This window comes from Polaromonas sp. P3_B1, from assembly GCF_056402935.1.
This window is the reverse complement of record NZ_JBFUGK010000006.1, coordinates 124,310-150,751: the sequence shown is the minus strand read 5'-3', so window position 1 is coordinate 150,751 and position 26,442 is coordinate 124,310. Positions and strand designations below refer to the sequence as shown.

Annotated in this window: 14 protein-coding genes; 5 read left to right on the top strand and 9 right to left on the bottom strand. The window is 65.2% G+C overall.

The genetic code is table 11. The features are described 5' to 3' along the window. Positions 1-214: 214 nt before the first annotated feature. Positions 215-7,951: a DUF7933 domain-containing protein gene (locus tag AC1DXS_RS05535; protein ID WP_477736554.1), complete on the top strand. Its 7,737-nt coding sequence runs from the start codon at positions 215-217 to the stop codon at positions 7,949-7,951. Further along, the gene (locus AC1DXS_RS05530) at positions 7,948-12,093 is read left to right on the top strand and encodes an OmpA family protein (RefSeq protein WP_477736553.1); all 4,146 of its coding nucleotides are present in this window, start codon (positions 7,948-7,950) and stop codon (positions 12,091-12,093) included. Before AC1DXS_RS05535 ends, AC1DXS_RS05530 begins: the two co-directional genes overlap by 4 nt. A 26-nt stretch (positions 12,094-12,119) precedes the next feature. On the opposite strand, the gene AC1DXS_RS05525 is transcribed toward AC1DXS_RS05530, so the two are convergent. From AC1DXS_RS05525 to AC1DXS_RS05510, 4 genes are all read right to left on the bottom strand, one after another. Beyond that, positions 12,120-13,181 carry a DMT family transporter gene (locus AC1DXS_RS05525; protein WP_477736552.1) on the bottom strand — a complete coding sequence of 354 codons (1,062 nt, stop codon included), beginning with the start codon at positions 13,179-13,181 and terminating at the stop codon, positions 12,120-12,122. Positions 13,182-13,274: 93 nt separating this feature from the next. Further along, a complete protein-coding gene (gene betA, locus AC1DXS_RS05520) occupies positions 13,275-14,933 on the bottom strand; it encodes a choline dehydrogenase (RefSeq protein ID WP_477736551.1) in 1,659 nt (552 codons plus the stop codon). A 45-nt stretch (positions 14,934-14,978) separates the two neighbouring features. Further along, positions 14,979-16,442, bottom strand: coding sequence for a betaine-aldehyde dehydrogenase (betB, locus tag AC1DXS_RS05515; protein WP_477736550.1), 1,464 nt, complete (start codon positions 16,440-16,442; stop codon positions 14,979-14,981). A 170-nt stretch (positions 16,443-16,612) separates the two neighbouring features. Continuing rightward, positions 16,613-17,623, bottom strand: coding sequence for a GlxA family transcriptional regulator (locus tag AC1DXS_RS05510; RefSeq protein WP_477736549.1), 1,011 nt, complete (start codon positions 17,621-17,623; stop codon positions 16,613-16,615). A 277-nt stretch (positions 17,624-17,900) separates the two neighbouring features. On the opposite strand from AC1DXS_RS05510, the gene AC1DXS_RS05505 reads away from it, so the two are divergent. From AC1DXS_RS05505 to phnD, 3 genes are all read left to right on the top strand, one after another. Beyond that, positions 17,901-18,872: a choline ABC transporter substrate-binding protein gene (locus AC1DXS_RS05505; protein WP_477736548.1), complete on the top strand. Its 972-nt coding sequence runs from the start codon at positions 17,901-17,903 to the stop codon at positions 18,870-18,872. Positions 18,873-18,978: 106 nt separating this feature from the next. Further along, positions 18,979-20,055: an HAD family hydrolase gene (locus tag AC1DXS_RS05500; protein WP_477736547.1), complete on the top strand. Its 1,077-nt coding sequence runs from the start codon at positions 18,979-18,981 to the stop codon at positions 20,053-20,055. Between the two features lie 36 nt (positions 20,056-20,091). Then, a complete protein-coding gene (gene phnD, locus AC1DXS_RS05495) occupies positions 20,092-21,129 on the top strand; it encodes a phosphate/phosphite/phosphonate ABC transporter substrate-binding protein (RefSeq protein ID WP_477736546.1) in 1,038 nt (345 codons plus the stop codon). A 16-nt stretch (positions 21,130-21,145) separates the two neighbouring features. Here phnD and AC1DXS_RS05490 read toward each other — a convergent pair whose 3' ends face one another. The 5 genes from AC1DXS_RS05490 to fdhA all read right to left on the bottom strand — a co-directional run bounded on the left by AC1DXS_RS05490 (position 21,146) and on the right by fdhA (position 26,230). Then, complete coding sequence (locus AC1DXS_RS05490) at positions 21,146-21,949, bottom strand: substrate-binding periplasmic protein (RefSeq protein WP_477736545.1); 804 nt, start codon at positions 21,947-21,949, stop codon at positions 21,146-21,148. A gap of 214 nt (positions 21,950-22,163) precedes the next feature. After that, positions 22,164-22,589 (bottom strand): dihydroneopterin aldolase, encoded by a 426-nt coding sequence (locus AC1DXS_RS05485; RefSeq protein WP_477736544.1) that lies wholly within the window; start codon positions 22,587-22,589, stop codon positions 22,164-22,166. Positions 22,590-22,603: 14 nt separating this feature from the next. Further along, a complete protein-coding gene (locus AC1DXS_RS05480) occupies positions 22,604-23,995 on the bottom strand; it encodes an L-serine ammonia-lyase (protein WP_477736543.1) in 1,392 nt (463 codons plus the stop codon). A gap of 104 nt (positions 23,996-24,099) precedes the next feature. Beyond that, the gene (gene purU, locus AC1DXS_RS05475) at positions 24,100-24,960 is read right to left on the bottom strand and encodes a formyltetrahydrofolate deformylase (protein WP_477736542.1); all 861 of its coding nucleotides are present in this window, start codon (positions 24,958-24,960) and stop codon (positions 24,100-24,102) included. 67 nt (positions 24,961-25,027) lie between these two features. Continuing rightward, positions 25,028-26,230, bottom strand: coding sequence for a formaldehyde dehydrogenase, glutathione-independent (gene fdhA / locus AC1DXS_RS05470; RefSeq protein ID WP_477736541.1), 1,203 nt, complete (start codon positions 26,228-26,230; stop codon positions 25,028-25,030). Between the last annotated feature and the right edge of the window lie 212 nt (positions 26,231-26,442).

The window sequence follows — 26,442 nt, the reverse complement described above, 5'->3', positions numbered from 1 at the left end:
ACGGGTTCGGGAGACCGGTCTGGCAGGCTTTGTTACTTATGGTTACGAATAGGACCGTCTTGGGCAACCGAGTTTAGTGGTCTGACAACTCTCTGACCACCCCTGCACCCCTCGACTGTTGGTAATTCGTAAGTGTAAACAAGGATTTACCCTTTGTTTCCAGTAGGCCCCCTATGATCCGCCGCGCTAGTACCTTTTACCTCCTGTCACACCTATGCTCGATTATCTGCGACGCTGCGCGAAACTTGTCTCCAAGCTGCCGAAGCCGGCCTCCCTGATCCGGCCGGTGTTCGTTTTCGGTTTCAGTTTGTTACCTGTTGCCGCTTTTGCCCTGACAGCTTCGGTAACGGCGGTGATACCGGCTCAAGGTATTTACCCGGGTGAAATAGCCACTTTACGCATCGCTTTTTCCAACAGCGACCCGGTTCCGGCCACCAACGTGGCGTTCAGCAACAGCCTGCCGGGCGTGCTGCCCAACGGCCTCAAAGTGGCCGGGGCGGTCACCAACGGTTGCGGCGGCGTGTTCACTGCGGCGCTCGGGTCGCAGTCGCTGGACCTGACGGGCGGCAGCGTTCCGGCCGCTGCCGGCGGCATCGACGGCCAGTGCGTGATCGACATCCCCGTCACCGCCGGCACTTCGACCGGCAACGCGACTTCGTACGCCTACCAGATCCTCAACGGCGCGGTCACCAGCAGCGCGGGCAGCAACAGCGGCGACGTTTCGCAGACCTTCAACATCCGCGCGCTGCAGCAGCCGCAAATCTCCAAGGCCTTCGGCAGCTCCACCCTGGTGCTGGGCGGCGCGACCGGCTCGCTGACCATCACGCTGACCAATCCCAACCCGGTGGCGATTGAAGGCTTCAGCATCACCGACAACTTTCCGCAGCTGGGCGGCAGCGCCATCATCAAGGTCGCGGCTGTGCCCGGCGCCAGCGCCAATTGCACCAGCGGCCCCGCACCCGCCTTCAACCCGGCGCCCGCCGCGGGCGACACCAGCGTGACGGGTACGGGCGACATTCCCGCCAACGGCAGCTGCAGCTTCGTGGTCGCCGTGGAAGCCTCGCAGACCAACGGCCAGTACACCACCAACGCGCAGAGCAACCTGATCAACCGCAGCAGCGATTTCAGCAACGCACTGGGCATTCCCGCGCAGGCCAATGCGCAGGCCAACATCACCGTCAGGTCGCCGCTCAGCGTGGCCAAGGCGTTTTCCGCCAGCTCGCTGTCCAGCGGCTCCGCCGGCAGCCTCACCATCACCCTGACCAACAGCGGCAATACGCCGCTCAACGTCACGACCTTCGACGACAGCCCGATCGACGGCCTGGGCGGCGTCAACCCGGCGACGGGCCTGAACGTCACCTCGGCGGCCACCAGCTGCGCCGGCGGCGCGGCCGCCGCCATCAACAGCAACAAGGGCGTGCGGCTCACAGGCGGCACCATCCCCGCCAACGGCAGCTGCACGGTCACCATCAACTACGACGGTTTCGTGCAGACCTCGGGCGTGCCGGTCACCTACACCAACAACATTCCGCAAGCCGCGGTCGACGTGGGCAACGCGGCCATCAAGAGCCAGAGCGCCTCGGCCACCATCCTCGTGGCCGACGACCTGCGCGTGCTCAAGTCGGCGCTGCCGGCCAGCTCCGTCGCACCCGGCAACCCCATCCAGTACCAGGTCACGGTGCAGAACTACGGCGCCGGGGCGATCAACAACTTCACGGTGACCGACAACTTCACCAATGGCCAGACCTTTCTGACCGGCACGATAGGCGGCATCAACTACACGCCGACCGTGACCGCGGCCTGCGGCAACGTCAATTCCGCGAGCGCCCTCGGCAGCACCACGGCGGTCCTGACGGTGGACACCCTGCCGGCCCGCGCCAGCGTGAGCGTGCCGGGCGCCTGCGTCATCACGATGTGGGCCATGACGTCCACCGCGGCGGTCGCGTCGTCGGCCAACACCATCGCGGCCGGCGGCGTCTGCTACAACGCCGGCGCTACCTGCAACGGCGGCGCATCCAACGCCACCGGCGTGACGTCCAACGCCGCCGTGCTGGCGGCCACCAAGGCTTTCGCGCAGTCGTCCCCCGGCGTCAGCACCTTTGCCGAAGGCACCATCGTCCGCATGACCATCACGCTGACGAACAAGTCGGCGAACCCGCTGACCAACGTGTCGATTTCCGACACGCTGCAGCTGGCCAACAGCGGCGGCGGGCAACTGCGCATCGCCAATCCGGCCAACGCCGCCAGCACCTGCGGCAGCCCGACCATCACCGCGGTTGCAGGCGCCACCTCGGTGGGGCTGAACGGCGGCACCGTGCCCGCGCGCGCCGGCAACGGCCTGGGCGCCGACGGCAGCTGCGTGCTGCAGGTCGACGTGGTCGGCCCGGCCGGTGTCTACCCCAACACCGCCACCGTGGGCGGCACGCAGACCTACGGCAACGGCACCACCCAGACGCTGACTCCCGTCACCACCAACACGGCTACGCTCACCTACACCTCGGCCCTGAGCGCCAACAAAAGCTTCAACCCGGCCAACGTGTCCTCGGGCGGAAAGTCCACCGTCACCGTCCAGCTGCTGAACGCCAGCGCGCTGGCCCTGACCAATGTGAGCGTGACCGATCCGCTGCCCGCGGGCATGGTGCTGGCCAATCCGCCGAACGGGCAAACCACCTGCGCGGGCGCAACGTCCATCACCGGCGCGGCCGGGGCCGGCAGCATCACGCTGACGGGCGCCAGCATTGCGGGCAACGGCAACTGCGCCTTCCTGTTTGATGTGGTTGCCACCGGCGCGGCAAATTGGGTCAACACCCTCCCGCCCGATTCCATCCTGGCCGACGGCGGCGTGCGCAACGTCGCACCGGTCAGCGCCACCTTGCTGTTCACGCCGCCCAACGGCATCGCGGTCAGCAAGGCCACCTCCATCAGCTCGCTGACCTTCCCCGGCCAGGTCAGCCGCCTGACCATCAACATCGCCAACGGCACGCAGGCGGTCAGCAACCTGGGCTTCACCGACTACTTCACCGTGGGCGGCACGGCGGGCGGCACCAACAACGGCTGGGTGCTCACGCCCAACCCCGCGCCCTCCACGACCTGCCCCGGCGGCGTGGTGACCGCGGTGGCGAACACGCGCTCGGTCAGCCTGGCCGGCGTGTCCCTCGCGGCCAATGCCAGCTGCCAGCTCGCCGTCAATGTGACTTCCACGGTGACGGGCGGCAACACCAACACCATTCCGGCCGGTGCCATCACCACCGACCAGAACCTCAGCAACAACACCCCGGCAACCACCAGCCTGGCCATCAGCACCAACATCGGCCTGGTCAAGCAGTTCACGCCCAACGTGGTCAAGCCCGGTGAGCGTTCGCGCCTGCGCATCACCTTCTACAACCCGCTGTCGCAGCCCGTCAGTGCGCTGGCCGTCACCGACACCCTGCCGGCCGGCGTCACCGTGCCCAGCGGCGCCAACCCGACCACCACCTGCCAGGGCGCGACGGTCTCTTCCACCGTCAACAGCGTGCAGGTTTCCGGCGGCACCATCCCCGCCGCGGCCGGCAACGTGCCCGCGACCTGCCAGGCTGAAATCGACGTGCTCGTCGCGGCCCAGGGCGACTACGTCAACACCATTCCCACCAACGCGCTGACCGCCAGCGCGGGCGGCACGGCCTTGTCGAACACACAGCCCACCAGCGACACGCTGCGCGCCAAAGCGCCGGTCGTGGTGCACAAGGCCTTCAGCGCCCGTACCCTGGACGCGGGCAATCCCGTGGGCTTCACCACCGGCTCCGACAGCAAGGCGCCCGGCGCGCCGGCCGTGCTGACGCTGCGCTTTGACAACCCGAACAACACGCCGCTCACCGGCTTGTCCCTGAGCGACGCCTTGCCCTCGGGGCTGGTGGTCGCGCCCACGCCGGCCGCAGCCACCACCTGCACCAGCGGCACCGTCGTCGCGGCCGCCTCGGCAACCAGCGTGCGCCTGACCGGCGCGACGCTCGCGGCCGCCGGTTCCTGCACCGTCACGGTGAACGTGCTCAGCAACACCTCCGGCGTGTACACCAACACGGTTCCCACCGCCAGCATCACCACCAATGAAGGCGTGAGCAACGAGGAACCCACCAGCGCGCAGCTGATCATTTCGACGCCGCCCACCGTCGCCAAGCAGTTCACGCCGGCCGTGATCCCGCCGGGCGGCGTCTCGCGCCTGAGCATCGTGCTGGGCAACAGCAACAGCACCGCGATGACGCTGAGCGCGAACTTCGACGACGTGCTGCCCACCGCGCCCGGACAGATCCAGCTGACCGCCACGCCCGCCATGGCGACCACCTGCGGCGGCACCGTGGTGGCCGCGGCCAACGCGACGAGCGTGAGGCTCAACAACGGCGGCACCATTCCCGCCGGCGGTTGCACGATTGACGTCAACGTGACCGGCCTCACCGCCGGTGTGCACACCAACAACATCCCGGCCGGCGCGCTGCAGACCAACCTGGGCAACAACCAGTCGCCCGCCAATGCGCCGCTGACCATCAGCACCCTGGGCTATATCTCGGGCAAGGTCTTCAAGGACAACAACCCCACGCCCAACGGCACCTTCCAGAACGGTGTCGACACGCCGATCCCGGGCGTGACTATCGAACTGCGCAGCGGCGCCAATTGCAGCGGCGCCCTGGTCACCACCGGCACGACGGACGCGCTGGGCAACTACCTGTTCCCGGGCCTGGCGGCCGGCAGCTACTCCGTGTGCCAGCCCACGCAGCCTTCGGGCACCGTGAACGGCATCACCACGGCCGGCACCATCAGCGGCATCAACGGCAGCACCGGCACGGCCGGTGTCGCCTCCAACCCCACCATCAGCAGCAGCCAGGTCACCAACATCACGCTCAACGGCAATGGCGGGGGCGGTGAGGTCTCGGGCTCGACCGGCAACAACTTCGCCGAAGTCGTGCTGTCGTCCATCAGCGGCAAGGTCTTCAAGGACGTCAACAACAACGGCGTGCAGGACGGCGCGGACGACCCGCTGGCCGGCGTGACCATTGAGCTGCGTGACCCCGGCACCAACGCCTTGCTGGCAACCACGGTGACCGATGCCACGGGCGGCTATACCTTCGCCGCCCTGGTGCCAGGCTCCTACACCGTGGTGGAACCCACGCAGCCCGCCGGCACCTCCAACGGCATCACCACCGCCGGCGCCGTGCCCAATGGCGGCACGCCGGGCACGGCCACCGTGCCAGCCGTCACGCCCAGCCGCATCAGCAGCATCGTGCTGCCGCCCAACACCACCTCCAGCGGCAACAACTTCGCCGAAGTGCCGAACGGCGGAACAATCTCCGGCCGGGTTTTCCTCGACTATGACAACAGCGGGACGGTCAACGGCAGCGACCACGGCATAGGCGGGCAGACCATCAACCTGACCGGCACCGACGTGAACGGCCTGGCCGTCTCCAAAACCACCACCACGGCGGCCGACGGCAGCTACAGCTTCACCGGCCTGGCCCAGGGCACCTACACCGTCACGCAGCCGCTGCCGCAGGCAACCGGCACGACCAACGGCAAGACCGTCGCCGGCAGCACCGGCGGTGTGGCAACGCTGCCGGCCAACCCTGTCTCGTCGATCTCGGCGATTCCGCTGGCCAGCGCCAACGCCGTGTCGGCCGACAACAATTTCGCCGAGATTCCCGGCGCCGCGCCCGACCTCGCGATTGCCAAGACGCACTCGCCCGTCAGCTTCGCGCAGGGCTCCAGCACCGGCTTCTACACCATCACCGTCTCCAACGTCGGCACGGTCGCGACCTCCGGCACCATCACGGTGGTCGACACCCTGCCCGCGGGCATGACGGTAGCCGCCGTGGCCGGCGGCGCCACCTGGTCCTGCAGCAGCGCGGTGACCACGGTCACCTGCACCACCAACAGCGTGATCGCCGCGGGCGGCACGGCGCCTGTCTTCACGGTGCGCGTGGCGGTGGGTGCGGGCCTGGCCGGCCAGGTGCTGGTGAACACGGCCGTGGTCTCCGGCGGCAATGAACCCGCCGGCTTCAACGGCAACAACACCGCCACCGACCCCACGGTGATCTCCGACGTGGCCGCGGTGCGCGGCACGGTGTGGCGCGACCTCAACCATGACCGCATCAAGGACCCCGGCGAGCCGCTGGTGCCCGGCTGGATCGTGGAACTCACGCTGGGCGGTGTCGTCGTCGGCACCACCACCTCCGACGCAAACGGTGCTTACGCCTTCAACAGCGTGGCACCCGGCTCGGGCTACCAGATCCGTTTCCGCGAACCGACCAGCGGGCGCATCTACGGCCGCCCGGTTCCCAATGAAGTCGGCCTGCCGTACACCAATGGCACGGTCAACGTGAACGCCAACCCCGGCGGCGCCAACAACACCGACGGCACGCTGCAAGGCCTGACCCTGACCGCCGGCACCACGACGGTGGCGCAAAGCCTGCCGCTGGATCCCAGCGGTGTGGTCTACGACGCCGTGACGCGGCAGCCCGTGCCCGGCGCCGTGGTGACGCTCTCCGCGCCCGGCCTCACCGCGGCCGACGTGATTGGCGGCAGCCTCACGCAGACCACCGGCGCGGACGGCGCCTACCAGTTCCTGCTGCTGGGCGGCGCGCCTGTGGGCGGCACGCTGTACACGCTCACCGTGACCTCGCCGGCCGGTTACCTGCCCGGCCCCTCGGCCATGATTCCTGCCTGCACGGCCACCCTGGGTGTCGGCCTGGCCCCGCCCAGCCCCGATCCGGCGCTGGTGCAGACCAGCAACTTCGCGCCCGGCACCGCTGTGCCGCTGCACAACCCCGCGGCCTGTCCCAACAGCACGCTGGCCCTGGCGGGCGGCGCGGGCACCACGCAGTACTTCTTCACCTTCACCTTCGCCGCGATTCCAGGCTCCGCGAACGTGCTGAACAACCACATCCCGCTGGACCCGATTTTGGGCGGCGCCATCGTGATGACCAAGAGCACACCGCTGGTCAATGTGGTGCGCGGTGACCTGGTGCCCTACACCATCACCGCCACCAACACGCTGAACGCCGTGCTCGGCAACGTCAGCGTGGTGGACCTGATCCCCGCGGGCTTCCGCTACCGCACCGGCTCGGCCTCGCTCAACGGCGTGGCGCTGGAGCCCACCATCAGCGGCCGCAACCTGACCTGGCCCAACCTGTCGTTCGCCGGCGGTGAGCGCAAGACCTGGCGCATGCTGCTGGTGGTCGGCTCCGGCGTGTCCGAAGGCACCTACATCAACCAGGTCGCCGCCCGCAACGCCCTGGTCAATGCGCAGATCTCCAACACCGCCACGGCCGCCGTGCGTGTGGTGCCCGACCCGACCTTTGACTGCTCCGACATCATCGGCAAGGTCTTTGACGACAAGAACGCCAACGGCTACCAGGACCAGGACGAGCCCGGCATCCCCAACGTGCGCATTGCCACGGCGCGCGGCCTGCTGGTCACCAGCGACCACGACGGGCGCTTTCACGTCGCCTGCGCGGCGATACCGAACGCCGACCGCGGTTCCAACTTCGTGATGAAGGTCGACGAGCGCACCCTGCCTTCCGGCTACCGCCTGACCACCGAGAACCCACGCGACGTGCGCGTCACGCGCGGCAAGATGGTCAAGCTCAACTTCGGCGCCACCGTGCACCGCGTGGTCCGGCTTGAGCTCTCGGGTGCCGCCTTCACCGGCAACGGCGACGGCACCGAACTGCAGCCCGCCTACCTGGCCACCCTGCAAAAGCTGCCCGAGCAGCTCGCCGCGCGGCCCTCCGTGCTGCGCATCGCCTACCGCCGCGGCGCAGAGGCGGCCGGCCTCGCCGAAAAACGCGTGGCGGCCATCAGCGAGCGAATACAGGACTTGTGGAAGGCCAGGCGCAAGAAGAAAGAGAACGACGGGAATGAGGCCGCCGACAGCGAACCCCTGCACCCCCTGATGATTGAAACCGAGCTGGAGACGGCGAAATGAATTTCCGTACACATGCGATAGCCGTCGCCGCCGGCCTGCTTTGCGCGGGCGCGCCGACCTGGGCCGCGACCGAAGTCAGCGGCAAACGAATCGACAACGGCCGTATTGACCTGTTCAGCGTGCCGCCACCGCCGGCGGAAGTGCAGCCGGCCATCGACTACCCCATGCCCTCGGGCGTGACGCGCGAAGAAGCGGTCGGCATGCGGGCCCGCGCGGCGCAGACGCCCAAGGCGGCCGCCGCCGTCGACAAGGCGCTGCAAGAAGCCGGCGGCCTCAGCCTGTTTGTGTCGGGCAAGGCCGAGCTCACACCTTCGGCCAAGGCCGCGATTGAATCGCTGGCCGCCGAAATCCGCAGCAAGGGCGCGGCCTCCGCCGGCATGCGCATTGCCGTGGTCGGCCATACCGACAACCAACGCCTGGCCCCCGACACCAAACGCCTCTTCAAGGACAACCAGGGCCTGTCTGAAGCGCGCGCGCTGGCCGTGGCCGCTTACCTCAAGCAGCTGCTGAACAACCCTTCGATCACGTATTCGATACAGGGCGAGGGCGAGAACAAACCGCTGGCATCCAATGCAACACCCGAAGGCATGAGCCGCAACCGCCGCGTCGAGCTGCGCGTGTGGTTCCAGCCTGCGGTCCCGGCAGTGGCGCCTGTGGCCGTGCCCGCTCCATTGGCGCCGTGCACGCCGCAATCGGTTGGCCAATCGAATGTGCCTTTCCGTATCACCATAGACGGCGAGCCCATCAACACGGCCGAGATCCCCAACGAAGCCGACGGCCAGCGCTGCGCCGACGTCGCGCTGGAGCGGGCCGACATCCAGGTCCGCTACGACAGCCTGGCCGCCGTGCCCTTGATGAATGCCTGGGCAACACCCGGCACGGCCGTCAAGGGTGAAGCTGTGGAGTTCCGCGCCTGGTCCAACTACATTCCGTGGATCAAGAAGGCCGAGCTGCGCCTCTTCCGCCCGGGGCAAAAAACCCAGGAGCAGCCGTTTGAGATCGTGCCCGTCAGCTGGACGGGTGCGACCCGCTGGACGGTGCCCGCCAACACCGCGGGCGACCAGGTGTTCTACCTGCTGCGTGTGTACGATGCGCAGGGCCGCTTTGACGAAACCAGCCTCAAGCAGTTGAACCTGCTGGCGCGCGCCATGCCCGCCAATGAAGACCAGGACAAGCTGGAACGCGAGCGCCTCACCGGCTACGGCGAGAACAGCCTGGCCCTGCGCAACATCCCGGTGACGGGCGGCACCATCACCGTCAACGGCAGCAACCTCAAACCCGGCCAGCGCATAGAAGCCCTGGGCCTGGAGTTGCCCATAGACGCGCAGGGCAAGTTCGCGATGAAACAGATCATGCCGGCCGGCCCGCAGTCGGTGGAAGTGACGCTCAAGGAAGCCGACGGCCGCGCCAGCACCTTCCGCCGCAACCTCAACATCGCGTCCGATGACTGGTTTTACCTCGCACTCGGCGATTTGACGGTCGGCAAGAACAATGTCTCCGGCCCTGCCAAACTCGTGACCGGCGACCTGAGCCACTATGAAGACAAGGTCTACGTCGACGGCCGCGCCGCGTTTTACCTCAAGGGCAAGATCAAGGGCGAGTGGCTGCTCACGGCTTCCGCCGACACGCGCGAAGGCCCCATCGAAGATTTGTTCTCCAACTTCTCCAGCAAGGACCCCAAGTACTTGCTGCGCAGCATAGACCCCAACCTGTACTACCCGGTCTACGGCGACGACAGCACGACGGTGGACGACGCGCCCACGCAGGGCAAGTTTTTCGTCAAGCTGCAAAAAGGCGACTCGCACATCATGTGGGGCAACTTCCAGACCTCCTGGAGCGGCACCGAGCTGATGCAATACTCGCGCGGCCTTTACGGTGCGCAGCTGCGCTACCGCTCGGAAGAGGCCACGACCTACGGCGAGAAGCAGACGCAGATCGACGCCTTCGCGGCCGACCCGGGCACCCTGGCTTCGCGCGAAGAATTCCGCGGCACCGGCGGCTCCATTTATTACCTGCGCCACCTGGACATCACCCAGGGCTCGGAGCGTGTGTGGATAGAAGTGCGCGACAAGGACTCCGGCATGGTGATAGAGCGCCGCGAGCTCGCGCCCACGCAGGACTACGAGATCAACTACCTGCAGGGCCGCATCCTGTTGCAATCGCCGCTGTCCTCCAGCGGTGGCGCCGCCGGCCTGATCATGACTTCGGCCGTCGGCGGCCAGCCCACCTACCTCGTCACGACGTATGAGTTTGCGCCCGGCGTCACTGCCATCAGCAACCTCTCGACCGGCCTGCGCGCCAGCCAGTGGATCAACGACCACTTCCAGCTGGGCGCCAGCACCTACCACCAGGGCGAAACCGGCTCCAGCCAGACGCTCAGAGGCGTGGACGGCACGCTGCGCTACAAGCCCGGTACCTGGCTCAAGTTCGAAGCGGCCCGCTCCAAAGGCCCGGGCAACGGCGCGCAGACCTCGATTGACGGCGGCTTCGGCTTCAACACCCTGAGCAGCGGCGCCATCCAGTCGGCCGGCGCCGAACGCCTCGAAGCCTCGGTCGACCTGGCCGAAGTGACCGACAGCATGAAGGGCAAGGTCACCGCGTATGCGCAGAACCGCGACCGCGGCTACTCGGCCCCCGGGCAGATCGGCATAGGCGGCGAGGCCGTCCGGCAAGCCGGTGCGTCGGCCGACGTGGAAGTGCGGCCGGGCACACGCGTGCTGCTCAAGGCCGACAGGCGCGAGGGCGACCTGCAGGACAGCCAGAACGCCGAAGTCGCGGTGCGGCAGACGCTGAACAGCGAATGGGAAGTGGCCGCCGGCGTGCGCGCCGACGACCGCTCCAAGGTCACGCCCAACGCCAGCACCTTGCTCTCGCAAACCGGCTCGCGCACCGATGCGCAGCTGCGCGCCGACTACCGTCCCGACCGCGAAGGCGGCAAGCCCGGCGAAAAAGAAAACTGGGAAGCCTACGGTTACGTGCAGGGCACGCTGGAGCGCGACGACACCCGCGACCCCAACAACCGCGCGGGCCTGGGCGGCGCATGGCAGGTCAGCGAGCGCGTGAAGCTCAGCGGCGAAGCCTCCGGCGGCAGCATGGGCGCGGGCGGCAAGCTCGGCGCCGACTACCGCATCTCCGACCGCAGCAATGCCTACCTGGCCTACACCGTGGAAACCGAAAGCCCCGACGTCGCCTGGCGCGGCCGGCAGGGCACGCTGGTCTCCGGCGCGAGCACACGCGTGTCCGACCAGTTGCGCGTGTTCGGCGAAGGCCGCTCCGTCAACGGCGCCGGTCCGCAAAGCCTCACGCAAGCCTTCGGCACCGACTGGTCGCCCAACGACCGCTGGAACTTCGGCGCCAAGGTCGAATTCGGCACCGTGTCCGACCCGCTGGCCGGCGACCTCAAACGCCGCGCACTGGGCGGCTCGATCGGCTACAAAAAAGACGGCCTCAAATACGGCGGCAACATCGAGTGGCGCAAGGACAAAGGCAACATCTCCGGTGAACGCACCACCTGGCTCATGCGCAACACCGTCGGCCTGCAGGTGGACCCCGCGTGGCGTTTGCTGGGCAAGCTCAACGTCTCGCGCTCCAGCAACAGCCAGGGCGCCTTCGTCGACGGCAACTACCACGAGTTCGTGATCGGCAGCGCCTACCGGCCCGTCGACAACGACCGCTGGAACACCTTGTTCAAGTACACCAATTTGAACAACGTCCCCACCGCCGGCCAGCTCACGCCTTCGGGCCAGTCGGCCGATTACGCGCAGCGCAGCCAGGTCTTCTCCGTCGACACGATTTACGACGTGAAGCCATGGCTTTCAGTCGGCGCCAAATACGCCTTCCGCATCGGCGAGCTCAAGATGCCGGTGGCCACCGGCGAATGGTTCTCCAGCCGCGCAGACCTCTTGATCCTGCGCGCCGACCTGCACCTGGTCAAGGAATGGGACGCACTGATAGAGCTGCGCAACCTGCGCGCCACCGAAGCGCAGGACGCGAAAGCCGGCGCACTGCTGGGTGTCTACCGCCACCTCGGCAAGGGCGTGAAGGTGGGTGTGGGCTACAACTTCACGAAGTACTCGGATGATTTGACCGATCTGTCTTACCGCAGCCGCGGGTGGTTCTTGAACGTGCTGGCGGCATATTGAGGGGGCGGAAACTTCCCTGAAGGCCGTTAATGCGAATGCCGGTGGTGGGCATCCGGGAAATGCGCATGGCTGTGGGAGATAGGCAGGTGCTTGTGCGCATGCGTGTGGCGCGTGCCGGGCGCCACCGTCGTGCCGTGCGTTTCGTGCGCATGCTCGTGGTGCTCGTCACCCAGGCCGTGCGCATGTTCGTGGCTGTGCTCCAGCGGTTCATGGGTGTGTGAATGCTGGTGGCTCTCGGTCAGGTGCAGCCAGACGCCCCAGGCCATCAGCGCCGCCGCGATCAGCAAGGGTAGCGTGACGGGCTCGCCAAGGACGGCAATCGCCAGGGCCGCACCCACAAACGGCGCGATCGAAAAATACGCGCCCGTGCGCGCTGTCCCAAGGTGGCGCAAGCCGAGCACAAACAGCGCCAGGCTCGCGCCATAGCTCGCAAAACCCAGCAGCGCCGCTGCCAGCACAACAGGTAGCGCGGGCCACGCGGCGCCGAGGGACAGCGCCAGCACCAGGTTGGTGGCGCCGGCCACCAGGCCCTTGACCATGGCGATAAACGAAGCGTCGGACAAGGACACCTTGCGGGTCAGGTTGTTGTCCACGCCCCAGGCCAGGCAGGCGCCCACCACGGCCAGGGCCGGCCACAACTCGCCAAAGCGCGCCTCACCGGGCCAGGAAAGAATCACACCGCCCGCCACAATGGCCAGCATGCCCAGCGCGATGCGGCGGTCAAAATTCTCGCGAAAAACAAACCAGGCAATCAGGGCCGTCAACACGCCCTCCGCATTCAGCAGCAGCGAAGCGCCCGAAGCCGGCATGCCCGAAAGCCCCACCATCAGCAAGACCGGACCCAGCATGCCGCCCGCAAGCACGGCGCCGGCCAGCCATTTCCATTCCGCGCGAGGCATGCGCACAGGCGCTGACCGGCGCAGCCGCCGCAGCAAAAACAAGCCGATGCCTGAACCCAGGTAAAGCAAAGCCGCCAGCAGCCAGGGGCTGGCCTGCGCCAGCAAAAGCTTGGCCAGCGGCGTGCCCGCGCCGAACAGGGTTGCGGCGAGGAGGGTGGCCAGCACGCCGGGTTGGGACAGTGGGTTCATGGAATGGCTTTTGGGGTGCGGGGATTTTTGCCTTTTCCATATTACGCGAGTGCTGGCTCGCCTGGCGATGAACTTGGGGGGAGGGCGGCGTGGTTAACGCTGGTGGGTTGCGTGGTTTGCCGCCACATAGACCGGCGCCGCCTGCGCCGGCAACGGTGACTTGCCCCGGATCAAGTCCGCGATTTTTTCCGCGATCATGATGGTCGGTGCATTCAGGTTGCCGCTGACGACATTGGGCATGATGGAGGCGTCCACCACGCGCAGGTTCTGGACGCCGTGCACGCGGCCGGCGCCGTCCACCACCGCCATGGGGTCGGTCCCCATGCGGCAACTGCAGGACGGATGAAAGGCGCTTTCGGCCTTGTCGCGGATGAAGGCGTCGATCTCGGCATCGGTCTGGACCTTGGCACCCGGCGAGATTTCGCCATTGCGGAAAGGCTCGAAGGCCGCTTGGGAAAATATCTCGCGCGTCAGGCGCACACCCGCGCGCATTTCCTTGCGGTCCTGCTCGGTCTGCATGTAGTTGAACAGGATGCGCGGATGCGCTTTGGGGTCGGCCGAGCGCAGCGTGATGTGGCCGCGGCTGGTCGCGCGCATCGGCCCGACGTGCGCCTGAAAGCCGTGCTGCGTGGCCGGTGCGCTGCCGTCATAGCTGACGGCCATGGGCAGAAAATGGTATTGCAGGTCCGGGTGTGCCACCCCCGCCGCGCTGCGGATAAAGCCGCCGGATTCGAAATGATTGGTCGCGCCCAGGCCTTTTCCGGCGAACAGCCATTGCACACCGATTTTCAGTTTGGCCAGCGGGTTCATCGCGCTGTACAGGGTAATCGGCTGCTTGCTGGCGTACTGCACGTAGACCTCGAGATGGTCCTGCAGATTCTGGCCGACACCCGGCAGATCGACCCGCGGCTGGATGCCCAGGGCGCGCAGTTCCTCCGCCTTGCCGATCCCGGACAGCATCAGCAGCTGCGGCGAATTGATCGCGCCGCCGGACAGAATCACCTCACGCGACGCATGGGCCTGATGCAGTTGCGAACCCCGCGCGTATTCGACACCGGTCGCGCGCGTGCCCTCGAACAGGACCCGCGTGACGCGCGCGCGTGTCACCACACGCAGGTTGCCGCGCCTGGCCGCCGGGCGCAGGTAGGCCTGCGCGGTGCTCCAGCGGCGGCCCTTGTAGACCGTCATGTCCATGGGGCCGAGGCCTTCCTGCTGGTAGCCGTTCATGTCGTGGGTGTAGGGGTAGCCGGCCTGCTGCCCCGCCTCGATGAACGCGCGGTACAGCGGGTTCTTGCAGGCCGCGGTGGAGACATACAAGGGGCCGTCCTTGCCGCGATAGGCGTCGCCGCCTTTCAGCCGGGTTTCGGATTTCTTGAAGTAGGGCAGGCAGTGTGCGTAAGACCAGTGCTCCAGTCCGGGCATGCCGGCCCAGGCGTCATAGTCGAACGCATGCCCGCGGATGTAGACCATGCCGTTGATCGACGACGAGCCGCCGAGCACGCGGCCGCGCGGGCAGTGCATCCGGCGATTGTTCATGAAAGGTTCCGGCTCGGTGTCGTAGAACCAGTTGTACTTGTCGTTGGCCAGCGGATAAGCGAAGGCCGACGGCATGTGGATGAAGATGCTGTGGTCCGCCGGGCCGGCTTCCAGCAGCAGGACGCGCGCGCCTTCGTCCTCGCCCAGGCGGTTGGCCAGGACGCAGCCAGCTGAGCCGGCGCCGACGATGATGTAGTCGTATTGTTCTTGTCTCATGTGAATTCCGGAGTTCCTGATCGGGAGTCGGCTTGCCGCGAAGTCCTATTCATAAGGGCAAGCCACTGCGCCCAGTTCGACGTACACGCTCTTCAGCTGCGTGTAATAGTCAATCGTCACCATGCTGTTTTCATGGCCGATGCCCGATTCACGGATACCGCCGAACGGCATCTCGATGGGCGTGATGTTGTAGTTGTTGATCCAGCACACGCCCGCCTGCAGTTGCGCCGCCACCCGGTGTCCTCGCGCCAGGTCGCCGGTGAACACACCGGCCGCCAAGCCGAAGCGCGTGTCGTTGGCACGCTTCACTGCTTCCGCTTCGTCACTGAAGCTAAGCACCGACATCACAGGCCCGAAGATCTCTTCGCGCACGATGCTCATGTCGTCGCGGCACTCCGCAAAAATGGTCGGTTCAACAAAATTTCCCTCGGCCAGTTTGCCGGTCTTGAGCTGCTTGCCCCCGGCCACCAGCCGCGCGCCTTCGGCCACGCCTTTGTCGATGTAGCCGAGCACGCGCTGCATGTGCGGGCGTGAAATCAGCGCGCCGACCTGCGTCGCCGGATCCATGGGGTCGCCGATGCGCAGTTTCCGGGTACGCGCCTCAAGCTGCTCCAGAAACGCCTCGTGGATGTCTTCATGCACAAAGACGCGCGTGCAGTTGGTGCAGACCTCGCCCTGCGTATAAAAATTGCCGAGCATCGCGGCGGACACCGCCTGCTTCAGGTCGGCATCGGGGAACACCAGCAGCGCCGATTTGCCGCCCAGCTCCATGGTTGAGCGCTTCAGGGTTTTGGCGGCTTCGGCCATGATGGCCTTGCCGGTGCCGACCGAACCCGTGAGCGACACCTTGGCCACCGCCGGGTGCGCCACCAGCAATTGGCCGGTGCGGGCATCGCCCTGCAACACATTGAACACGCCGTCCGGCACACCGGCCTCGGTGTAAATCTCCGCGAGCTTGGCGGCGCTGCGCGGCGTCAGTTCGGAAGGCTTGAAAATCATGGCATTGCCGCAGGCCAGGGCCGGCGCTGATTTCCAGCAGGCGATCTGCAGGGGATAGTTCCAGGCGCCTATGCCGACGCAAATACCGAGTGGTTCGCGCCGCGTGTACGCAAAAGCGTTCTTGAGCCCGTAATGGTGGCCGTGAATCGTCGGCGCCAGGCCGGCAAAGTACTCGATGCAATCGGCGCCGCTGGCGACATCGACCACTTCGGCTTCCTGGATCGGCTTGCCGCAATCCGCGACTTCCAGTTCGGCCAGTTCGCGGTTGCGCGCGCGCAGCAGTTGCGCCGCCCGGTACAGGATGCGGCCGCGCTCCGCGCCGGTCATTGCCGACCATGTGGCCAGCCCGGCCTGTGCCGCCTCGATCGCGCGCTCGACTTCCGGCGCCAGCGCCAGTTCGACCCGGCACAACACTTCGCCCGTGGCGGGATTCAGGTTGGCCAGTGTTTCCGAGGCGGTGCTGGCGTGGTAAGCGCCGCCTATGTAGTTGCGTAGTGTCTGGGTTGTCACGAGCTCACCTTGTTCCGATGTTTTGCCGTGCAATCGTGGATGGCCTTCGATGGCCTCCGATTGCCTTGACGGCTCACTATAGGTTCAGGGTGCCCGGCGCTCTTGATGTATTACGACCACGCGATGGCGCAAATTTCCGGACCGTCGAAGGCCCGGCAAGGGCGGAAAAGTTATTTGCGCGCCGGTGAAACGGCCCGCCGCATCACCGGCGCCTGCACGGACTGCAGCCGGTCCGCCCTGGGCGGGCAGCCGAACTTGTCCCGGTAGACGCGCGAGAAATGCTCCAGCGACGAATAGCCGGCGCCGACCCCCACCTGCGCCACGCTCAGGTCGGTTTGCTGCAGCAGCTTGTGCGCGCGCGCCAGCCGCAGGTTGATGTAGTACTTCAGGGGCGGCATCGACGTGTAGTGCTGGAACAGGCGTTCCAGCTGGCGCCGCGACAGCCCGACCCTGGCGGCGATATCGTCGCAGGACACGGGGTCGCCCACGGTTTCCTGCATGAGGTTGATCGCCGCCTGGACGTGCCTGCTGCCCTCGCCGGGGCGCTTGTTGGCGCTGCTCAGCAGGGAGTCCGTCGGGTAGCGAACCTGCGTGTACTGCATGTGCTGCGAAACCTCGTGCGCCAGGTCGGCGCCTTCGCGCTCGCCCAGCCATTGCAGCATCATGTCCAGCGTTGACGTGGCGCCCGCGCAGGTCAGGCGACGCCTTTCTATCGTGTAAAACTGGTCCTTCGCGTTGACGTTGGGGTACAGCTCCTGGAAGCCCTCCAGGTTGTCCCAATGAGTCGCCGCGCTATAGCCATCGAGCAAGCCGGCCGCCGCCAGGATTTCGGCGCCGGTCTCTATGCCCGCGAGTTCCGCGCCGAATGCCGCCTGCCGCCTCAGCCAGTTTTTGATCTTGCGGTTCTTCGCATACTTCTTGGCCTCGAAGCTGGCGATCACAAAAACCGCGGAGAACTCCATGTCATCGGACAACTCCGCATCGACCGGAACCTGCATGCCGTGCGTCCCGACCACCGGGTCACCGTCGACCGACAGCGTGGTCCATTCGAACAGTGTGCGCTGCATCAGCCAGTTGGCCAGCACCAGCGGTTCCATCACCAGCGCCAGGCCCAGGTTGGAAAACTGCGGAATCAGCAGCAAGCCGATCTTGCGCGCCGCAGGTGTGGTTTTGGGCGACATGCGCTCCCGGTTTTCTTCCCTCATAGAGACCCGCCATGCGTTGATGAACAGCCTATAAGGTATTTGGGGCAGCTGTTGGCCGGTTGACGTAATACGACATATGTTAGTCGTATTACGTCAATATCGGCCGTTTTCCTAAACCTATAGTTCGTCAACGGAAGAGCACTGCTTACCGGCATGCACCACTCGCCTTGCGGCGGGAACGGCAAGAAAAGCATGCGGCGGGCAGGCCTGTTTCAGTCCCTGTAAATGCGCTATCCAACCAGGAAAACGTGACATGAGGTCTCTGCACATACTCGGCTCGCTTGCGGTTCTTGCCCTCACCTTTTGCGCCGGCCCCGCAAGCGCGCAAAGCAAATCGCCCGCCGGCGCCAAAGAGGCGGAAAGCTGCCGCACGGTGCGTTTTGGCGATGTGGGCTGGAGCGACATCGCCGCCACCACCGGGCTGGCATCGGTGGTCCTGGAGGGCCTGGGTTACCAGCCGAAGACGACGCTGGCTTCGGTGCCGATCACCTTCGCAGGCATCAAGAGCAAGCAGCTCGACGTTTTCCTGGGCTACTGGAATCCGAGCATGACGCCCATGATCGAGCCCTTCGTCAAGGCGGGCCAGATCAAGGTGCTGGACCAGCCCAACCTGGTCGGCGCCAAATACACGCTGGCCGTCAACAGCACCGCCTTTGAAGGCGGCTTGAAGACCTTTGCCGATATCGCGAAATTCCGCAAAGAGCTCGACGGAAAGATCTACGGCATCGAAGCCGGCAACGACGGCAACCTTCTGATCCAGCGCATGATCGACAAGAACGAATTCGGCCTGAAAGATTTCAAGATGGTCGAGTCGAGCGAAGCCGGCATGCTGGCCGAAATGCAGCGCGCGTCGCGCCTGAAAAAATGGGCCGTGTTCCTGGGCTGGGAGCCGCACCCGATGAACGTGCAGCTGAAGATGAAATACCTGGAGGGCGGCGACAGCGTGTTCGGCCCGAACTTCGGCGAGGCCAAGGTGTACACCGCGACCGCCACCGACTACCAGACGCGCTGCCCGAACGCGGCCAGGCTGATCGGCAACCTGCAATTCACGACCGACCTGGAAAACCAGGTGATGGTGCCCATCACCAACAAGGTCAAGCCCAATGACGCGGCCCGCGATTGGTTGAAGAAAAACCCGGATGTGCTCAAGAAGTGGCTGGCCGATGTCAGCACCTTTGACGGCAAGGATGGGCTGGCGGCGGTCAAAAAACACCTGGGGCTTTGATCGCCTCGCCGCTGAAAAAGAAAGTTATCGGGGAGTTATCGGAACGTTATCGCGAAGCTGTTGAAAAGTTTGCGGAAGTCTCATCAAAAAAACTCTGGAGGTTGGTATGAATATGGTTAAAAAGCTGTTGTCCGGCTTGTTGCTTGCCGGTGTCGCCCTCGGCTGTTCAGCCGTCGAATTGAAACACTGGCCCGCCGATGCCGCGGCCAAACTCAATGCGCTGGTCAAGACGCATGCGAACAAAGGGGAGTACGCCGTGTTCGATATGGACAACACGAGCTACAACTTCGACCTGGAAGAGTCCCTGTTGCCCTACATGGAAATGAAGGGCTTGCTGACGCGCGAGAACATGGACCCTTCGCTCAAGCTGATCCCGTTCAAGGATGTCAACGGCAACAAGGAAAGCCTGAACAGCTATTACTACCGGCTGTGCGAAATCGACGACATGGTTTGCTACCCCTGGGTGGCGCAGATTTTCTCGGGCTACACGCTCAAGGAGTTGAAAGGCTTCGTTGATGAATTGATGGCCTACGGCAAACCGATTCCGGCGACCTACTATGAAGGCGACACGGTCAAGACCATCGACATCCAGCCGCCGCGCATCTACCAGGGCCAGCGCGAGCTGATGAATCACCTGATGGAAAACGGCATCGAGGTCTACATCATGACCGCCGCGCATGAAGAACTGGTGCGCATGGTGGCATCCGACCCCCGGTACGGCTACAACGTCAAGCCGCAAAACGTGATCGGCGTGGCGACCATGCTGAAAGACCGAAAAACCCAGGAACTCACCTCGTCCCGCCTGCAGATCCAGAAAGGCAAATACGATCCCGCCAAAAACATGGATCTGCAAATGCATCCTTACCTGTGGACGCCGAACACCTGGATGGCGGGCAAGTACGCGGCCATCCTGACCTACATCGACCAGTGGAAAAAACCCATCCTGGTGGCCGGCGACACACCGACCAGCGACGGCTACATGCTGTTCCATGGGACGGACATCGACCGTGGCGGCGTGCGCATCTGGGTCAATCGCAAAGCCAAATACATGACGCAGATCACCGACATGTGGACCAAGAACGCGGCGCGCCAGAAGGAGCTGGGCCTGCCCGTCACGGCCGACAAGAACTGGATCGTCGTCAAGCCGGAAGACATTCATYCGCTGCCCGCCGGAAACAAGTAAGTCTCCTCATCCATCCCATCCGCCAGGAGGTGTTCAATGAAGCCTGATCGTCTCTGCCCCGGGATGCCCTCCCGGGTCCGGCGCGCCCTGTGCGCGGCCTTGTGCATGACCTTCGTGGTCGGGATGGGGCTGTTCCCCGTTCACGCGGCCAACAGCCCGGCGCCTTTGACGTTGGGGCTCATTGTCACGGGCGATACCGTGGAGAAGATGGTGGAGAACTGGAAGCCTTTCACCGACGCGCTGGCCAAAGAGATGCAGCGGCCGGTGCAGGTTCTGGCTTCGAAAGACTTCGCCGAAATTTCCGGTGCCCTGAAGAGTGGGCAAGTGCAGGTGGCCTGGGTCAACAACAAGCTGGCGATCGAACTGGTGGAAGCCGACCAGGCGCTGGTGTTCGCGCAGATGGTCGGGCTGGATGGCACGCGCGGCTACAGCTCGGTCTTGCTGGCCCGCAAGGACGGCGCGCCCCAGACCCTGGCGGAGGTGATCAGCCGACCGGGCAGCTACACGCTGGGCGCCGGCAACAAGGAGTCCATCTCGGGTTTCCTGGCGCCCAACTACTATGTGTTCGCCAAGAACAAGATCGATCCTGAGAAACACTTCAAGAAGATCAACCGCACCAGCCACCGCGACAATTTTCTCGCGGTAGCCGGCGGGCAGGTCGACCTGGCGACCAACAACACCGCGGACATGCTGCGCTACCAGGTGGAGTTCCCCGACAAGATGGCGCGCGTGAAAGTGATCTGGGAGTCCCCACTGATTCCCAACGATCCGATCCTGTACCGCAAGGACCTGCCGGCGGCCACGCAGCAACGCATCAGAAAATTCTTCCTGGCCTACGGCCGCGACGAGGCCGAAAGGGCCACGCTGAAGAATATGTATGACCTGTCGGCGTTCAAGGCTTCGTCGAACTACCAGCTGCGGCCCGTGGCGGACCTGTCATTGTTCCAGGCGCTGACCAAGGCGATGGGCAGCCCCCAGGACGGCGGCGATTTCAGCGCAACGCTCCAGCAGCTGACCCAGCGGGCCGCCCGGCTGGACACGTTGCTTAATTCCACGCGGATTGAGAGCCAATAGCCGGGACCAGCGCCACCTACCGTATCAACGGAAAAGTCCGAAAGTACTCCGCTTCCAACAGCGCCGGGTCCAGCTTCTTGAGCGCCGCATCAAACGCATCGCGCATCTCCAGACCCGCGGGGCTGCGCTTGAAGCAGACATGCAGTGTCAGCTGCGCGATGGGCCTGGGGTTGAACACCACCTGCTCTGCGCCGCCCAGGCGTGACAGGGTGTAGTTCAGCACGTTTTTGTCGATGACGATGCCGCGTATCTTGCCTTCTCTGAGCTTCTTCACGTTTTGCGCATCGCTGGCGCCGGCCTCGACGACCTGGCGTTTTTCCTTGATGGCGTTGTCGAAGGCTTCGCCGTTGACATAGCCTTCCACCACACCGAGCTTGTAGGGTTCAAGGTCAGAGATGGTGTTCCAGGTGATGGGCGCGCCTTTTAATGTCGCCACGCCCAGCAGGCTGGTGCCTATGGATTGGGACAGGTGGCAAGCTTGCTCCCGCTTGGTGTTGAAGTAGACGGGAAAGTAGCCCTCGTAATTGGGATCTTTCTCGCCCCTTTCCACGGTGGTGGCCCAATCCGAGGAGGCGCTCATCAAGCGGTAGCCGGCGCTCTTTGCCACCACGGTGGCAACCCGGGTCGAGAGCCCGTCCTGCGGCAGCAGCTGGCCGTTGTAGGGCGGCCATTCCAGCGTGGCCAGGCGCATCACCTTGGCGGTGGGCGCCCCGGGGGTGGCAAAGCTTGTCTGCGCGTGGCAGTTCAGCGTGGTCAAGGCGGTCACGGCGCAAGCTGTCCAGGTTGCGCGAGCCACCAGAGAGTACGAAATAGGATTCATAAAAACTCCTCGGGCTCTACCATCAATGAACACAAAAGATTACAAATTTGTGAGCCCGCGCCCATTGTTCGGCGGCCTTGGCAGGCGCAGTGGTGCGGGGTGGACGCGAATTTGTCCAAACGCGACAGCGGCACGGAGCAGGAAGGCGAAGGGGAAAGTGAAACGGGAAGCGCGGCCGCTATGGCGGCCTGTTGCTTCGACCAGGCGCGCGACGCTAAGGCCGGGTCGCCATAGCCTGCAGGTGCTGCTGCTGTTCCTCGAACTGAAGCCGCGTGATGTCGCGCTCCAGCCCCACACGACTGGCCTGGGGGATGGCTTGCGTTTTGTACAAACCTACCCAGACATCGGTGATCCGGCTGTCGGCAAATACACGGCTCACCAACTCGTTGAGGCGTGTTTCGAGCAAGGGCGTGTGCGCGCTGAGCGGCCACTCGTCGAGCATCCAGCGGCAGATCGGCTCGTAGTCAAAGCATTGCGCCAAAGTAGAAGGGGATGCTTCGGCCAGCCCGCTGATGCGCAGGCTCACCAGGATGGGCTGGGGCTCGTGTTCATGCGCGTACACGCCGACGCGCAGCCGGGTCTCCAGCGACTCGACACGGGCCGTCCATCGGGAGCGCGGCGCCATGGACGGTTCACCCATGCTTTTCTCAAACACTAGCATTCAACAATATTGACCGCCAGCCCGCCGCGCGCGGTCTCCTTGTACTTGGTCATCATGTCGGCACCGGTTTCGCGCATGGTCTTGATGACCTTGTCCAGGCTTACATGGTGGGTGCCGTCGCCGTGCAAGGCCATGCGGGCCGCRTTGATGGCCTTGACCGAGGCAATGGCGTTGCGTTCAATGCAGGGGATCTGGACCAGCCCGCCGACCGGGTCGCAGGTCAGCCCCAGGTGGTGCTCCATGCCGATTTCGGCCGCGTTTTCCACCTGCTCGGGTGTGCCGCCCATGACGGCGCACAAGGCGGCCGCCGCCATGGAGCAGGCCACGCCGACTTCGCCCTGGCAACCCACTTCGGCACCCGAGATGGAGGCGTTTTCCTTGTACAGCATGCCGATGGCGGCGGCGGTCAGCAGGAAGTCGATCACGCCGCCGGGCGTGGCCGTGGCGACGAAGCGTGTGTAGTAGTGCAGCACGGCCGGCACAATGCCCGCCGCGCCGTTGGTGGGCGCCGTGACGACGCGGCCGCCCGCGGCGTTCTCTTCGTTCACCGCCAGGGCATAGAGGTTGACCCAGTCCAGCACCTGCAGCGGGTCGCGCAGGGAAGCCTCCGGGTTGGAGCGCAGCCGCTGGTGCAGCTCGGCGGCGCGGCGCTTGATCTTGAAGCCGCCGGGCAAGACGCCCTGGGTGCGGCAGCCGCGTTCCACGCAGGCCTGCATCACGTCCCAGATCCTGTGCAGGCCGGCGTCGATCTCGGCATCGCTGCGCCAATGGCGTTCATTGCGGCGCATGAGTTCGGCAATCGAGATGCCGGCGCTTTTGCATTGCTGCATCAGCTCGTCGCCGCTGTGGAAAGGGTAGGGCAGCACGGTGACATCGGGTGCCAGCACCTTCTGCTTGCTGCCGTCGGCCGCGACTTCATCGCTGACCACAAAGCCGCCACCCACCGAGTAGTAGCAGCGATTGAGCAGCTCCTCCCCTGCGGCGTCGTACGCGACGCAACGCATGCCGTTGGGGTGAAAGGGCAGGGTCTCGCGGCGGTAAAACGCCAGGTGATCTTTCTCCCGGAAGGCCACCGCGTGCCGGCCCCCCAGCTGCAGCTGGCCCGTGCTGCGAATCGCCTCCAGCATCGCCGGAATGGCTTCCACATCGACGTTTTCCGGGTCATGCCCCTGCAGCCCCAGCAGCACGGCCTTGTCGGTGCCGTGGCCTTTGCCGGTCGAGCCCAGCGAGCCGTAGAGCTTGACCTCCACGCGCGCGCAGGAGGCCAGCAGGCCCTGATGCGCCAGGCGCTCGGTGAACAGGTGGGCCGCCCGCATCGGGCCCACGGTGTGCGAGCTGCTCGGGCCTATGCCAATCTTGAAAATATCAAAAACACTGACAGCCATGGTGGGGGATCTTGTCTGGCGCTGCGCGCCTTGGTAAAAAAATAGAGGGAATGGATGAATCAATTCGTCCGCGTGGGGCCAGTGTGCCTTAATGCCTTAGGGCCCTAGCGCAGCACCACGGTTTTCATGCCGTTGATGAACACCCGCCGGTCCAGTACAAAACGCAGGGCCCGCGACAGCACCAGGCTTTCCACCAGACGGCCCGCCTGTGACAGGTGTTGCGGTGTATCGGCGTGGTCCACGCGCTCGACCGACTGCTCGATGATGGGGCCCTCGTCCAGGTCGGTGGTGGCGAAGTGGGCGGTCGCGCCTATCAGCTTGACGCCGCGGTCGTGGGCCTGCTGGTAGGGCTTGCCGCCCTTGAAGCCAGGCAGGAAGGAATGGTGGATATTGATGACGCGGCCATGCAGCTCCCGGCACAAGTCCTCCGACAAGACCTGCATGTAGCGGGCCAGCACGACGAATTCGGCGCCGGTGTCGGTGATCAGCTGGCGCAGCTTTTCTTCCTGCGCGGGTTTGGTTTCGGCGCTGATCGGCAGGTGGTGAAAGGGCAGGCCCTCGGCCTCGGCCAGGGGCGCCAGGTCGGCATGGTTGGAGGCAATGGCCACAATGTCCATCTTCAGTTCACCGCGCCGCCACTGCGCGATCAGCTCACGCAGGCAATGGTCGAACTTGGACACCATGACCAGCACGCGGGTGGGCTGCGCCAGGTCATGCACCTGCCACTGCGCCTGCGGAAAGCTGTTCGCCAGTTCGGCAAAGGCGCCGCGCAGGACTTCCACCGGGCTGCTCAGGCTGAACACGCCGCGCACAAAAAAGCGCTCGGTCGTGTGGTCGTCAAACACGGAAAACTGCTCGATGTAAGCCCCATGCTGGTTTAACAAGGCGGAGATGGCCGCGACCTGTCCCTGGGCGCTGCCGCAGGCCAGATTCAGGCAGTAGTGGGTGTTGGTATCCGGCGTCATGAACAAGGAAAGTTTTGGAGTTTGGGTTCTTGCAGGGATACGAGGCGCCGCCTCGTATCCCTGCCAGTCAGGCCGCCATCTTCAGCTGCCTGTGCGGGTCAATGACGAATTTCTTGGGCGCGCCGGCATCGAACTCGGCATAGCCCGAGGGCGCTTCGTCCAGCGATATCACCTGGACGCCCACCACGTCGGCGATCTTGATGCGGTCCCACAAAATGGCCTGCATCAGCGCGCGGTTGTATTTCATGACGGGTGTCTGGCCGGTGAAGAAGCTGTGCGATTTGGCCCAGCCCAGGCCCAGGCGAAGGCTGAGCGAGCCGGTCTTTGCGGCCTTGTCGACGCCGCCGGGATCTTCCGTGACATACAGGCCCGGAATGCCGATCTTGCCCGCCGCGCGCGTGACTTCCATCAGCGAATTGAGCACCGCGGCCGGGGCTTCCGTCTGCGAGCCCGCATGGCCGTGACCGCGCGCCTCGAAGCCCACCGCATCCACGGCGCAGTCGACTTCCGGTGTGCCCAGGATCTGCGCGATCTGCTCGCCCAGGGGGGCATCCTTGGACAGGTCGACCGTCTCGAAGCCGACCTTGCGCGCATGTTCCAGGCGAGCCGGGTTGATGTCGCCGACGATGACAACCGCAGCGCCCAGCAATCGCGCCGAGGCGGCGGCGGCCAGGCCGACCGGGCCGGCACCGGCCACATACACCGTGCTGCCCGGGCCGACCCCGGCCGTCACCGCGCCGTGGTAGCCGGTGGGCAGGATGTCGGACAGGCAGGTCAGGTCGCGGATCTTTTCAACGGCCTGTGCGCGGTCGGGGAACTTCAGCAAATTGAAGTCGGCATAGGGCACCATCACGTACTCGGCTTGACCGCCTATCCAGCCGCCCATGTCGACGTAACCATAGGCCCCGCCCGCGCGCGATGGGTTCACGCTGAGGCACACGCCGGTGTGCTGCTCCTTGCAGGTGCGGCAGCGCCCGCAGGCCACATTGAAGGGCACCGACACGATGTCGCCGCGCTGCAGCGTTTCGACGTCGCGGCCGACTTCGAGCACCTCGCCCGTGATCTCATGGCCCAGCACCAGGCCGGCCGGCGCCGTGGTGCGGCCGCGCACCATGTGCTGGTCGGAGCCGCAAATGTTGGTGGTGAGCACCTTCAGGATCACGCCGTGTTCGGCCTTGCCGCCCAGCGGGTTGAGCAGTTTGGGAAACGGGATGGACTGGACTTCAACCTGGCCCTGGCGCAGGTAGACGACACCGCGATTAGCTGACATTCTGGGTCTCCTTGTATTGGTATGGAATGGCTTGTCCGGCTGCCGCATCCGGCGCGTCGCATCTCAAAGGCAGGGGGCGTCCTTGCTGGCAGCTTCATGCCCCGTTCCTTGTCAACGTGAAATCGCGCGGTGCTACGGCACCACTGCACTTTTACAGGTTGAGGCTGCGCAACTTTGCTGGGAGCGACGCGGAGTTGTCCCGCAGCGGCAGG

What these genes read in the sequence shown, in the direction of transcription:
- AC1DXS_RS05485 (WP_477736544.1), bottom strand. Translation starts at nt 22,589, where the DNA reads ATGGGTGAACCGTCCATGGCGCCGCGCTCCCGATGGACGGCCCGTGTC.
- phnD (WP_477736546.1), top strand. Translation starts at nt 20,092, where the DNA reads ATGAAGCCTGATCGTCTCTGCCCCGGGATGCCCTCCCGGGTCCGGCGC.
- AC1DXS_RS05505 (WP_477736548.1), top strand. Translation starts at nt 17,901, where the DNA reads ATGAGGTCTCTGCACATACTCGGCTCGCTTGCGGTTCTTGCCCTCACC.
- AC1DXS_RS05535 (WP_477736554.1), top strand. Translation starts at nt 215, where the DNA reads ATGCTCGATTATCTGCGACGCTGCGCGAAACTTGTCTCCAAGCTGCCG.
- AC1DXS_RS05490 (WP_477736545.1), bottom strand. Translation starts at nt 21,949, where the DNA reads ATGAATCCTATTTCGTACTCTCTGGTGGCTCGCGCAACCTGGACAGCT.
- AC1DXS_RS05510 (WP_477736549.1), bottom strand. Translation starts at nt 17,623, where the DNA reads ATGTCGCCCAAAACCACACCTGCGGCGCGCAAGATCGGCTTGCTGCTG.
- betA (WP_477736551.1), bottom strand. Translation starts at nt 14,933, where the DNA reads ATGAGACAAGAACAATACGACTACATCATCGTCGGCGCCGGCTCAGCT.
- AC1DXS_RS05525 (WP_477736552.1), bottom strand. Translation starts at nt 13,181, where the DNA reads ATGAACCCACTGTCCCAACCCGGCGTGCTGGCCACCCTCCTCGCCGCA.
- purU (WP_477736542.1), bottom strand. Translation starts at nt 24,960, where the DNA reads ATGACGCCGGATACCAACACCCACTACTGCCTGAATCTGGCCTGCGGC.
- fdhA (WP_477736541.1), bottom strand. Translation starts at nt 26,230, where the DNA reads ATGTCAGCTAATCGCGGTGTCGTCTACCTGCGCCAGGGCCAGGTTGAA.
- AC1DXS_RS05530 (WP_477736553.1), top strand. Translation starts at nt 7,948, where the DNA reads ATGAATTTCCGTACACATGCGATAGCCGTCGCCGCCGGCCTGCTTTGC.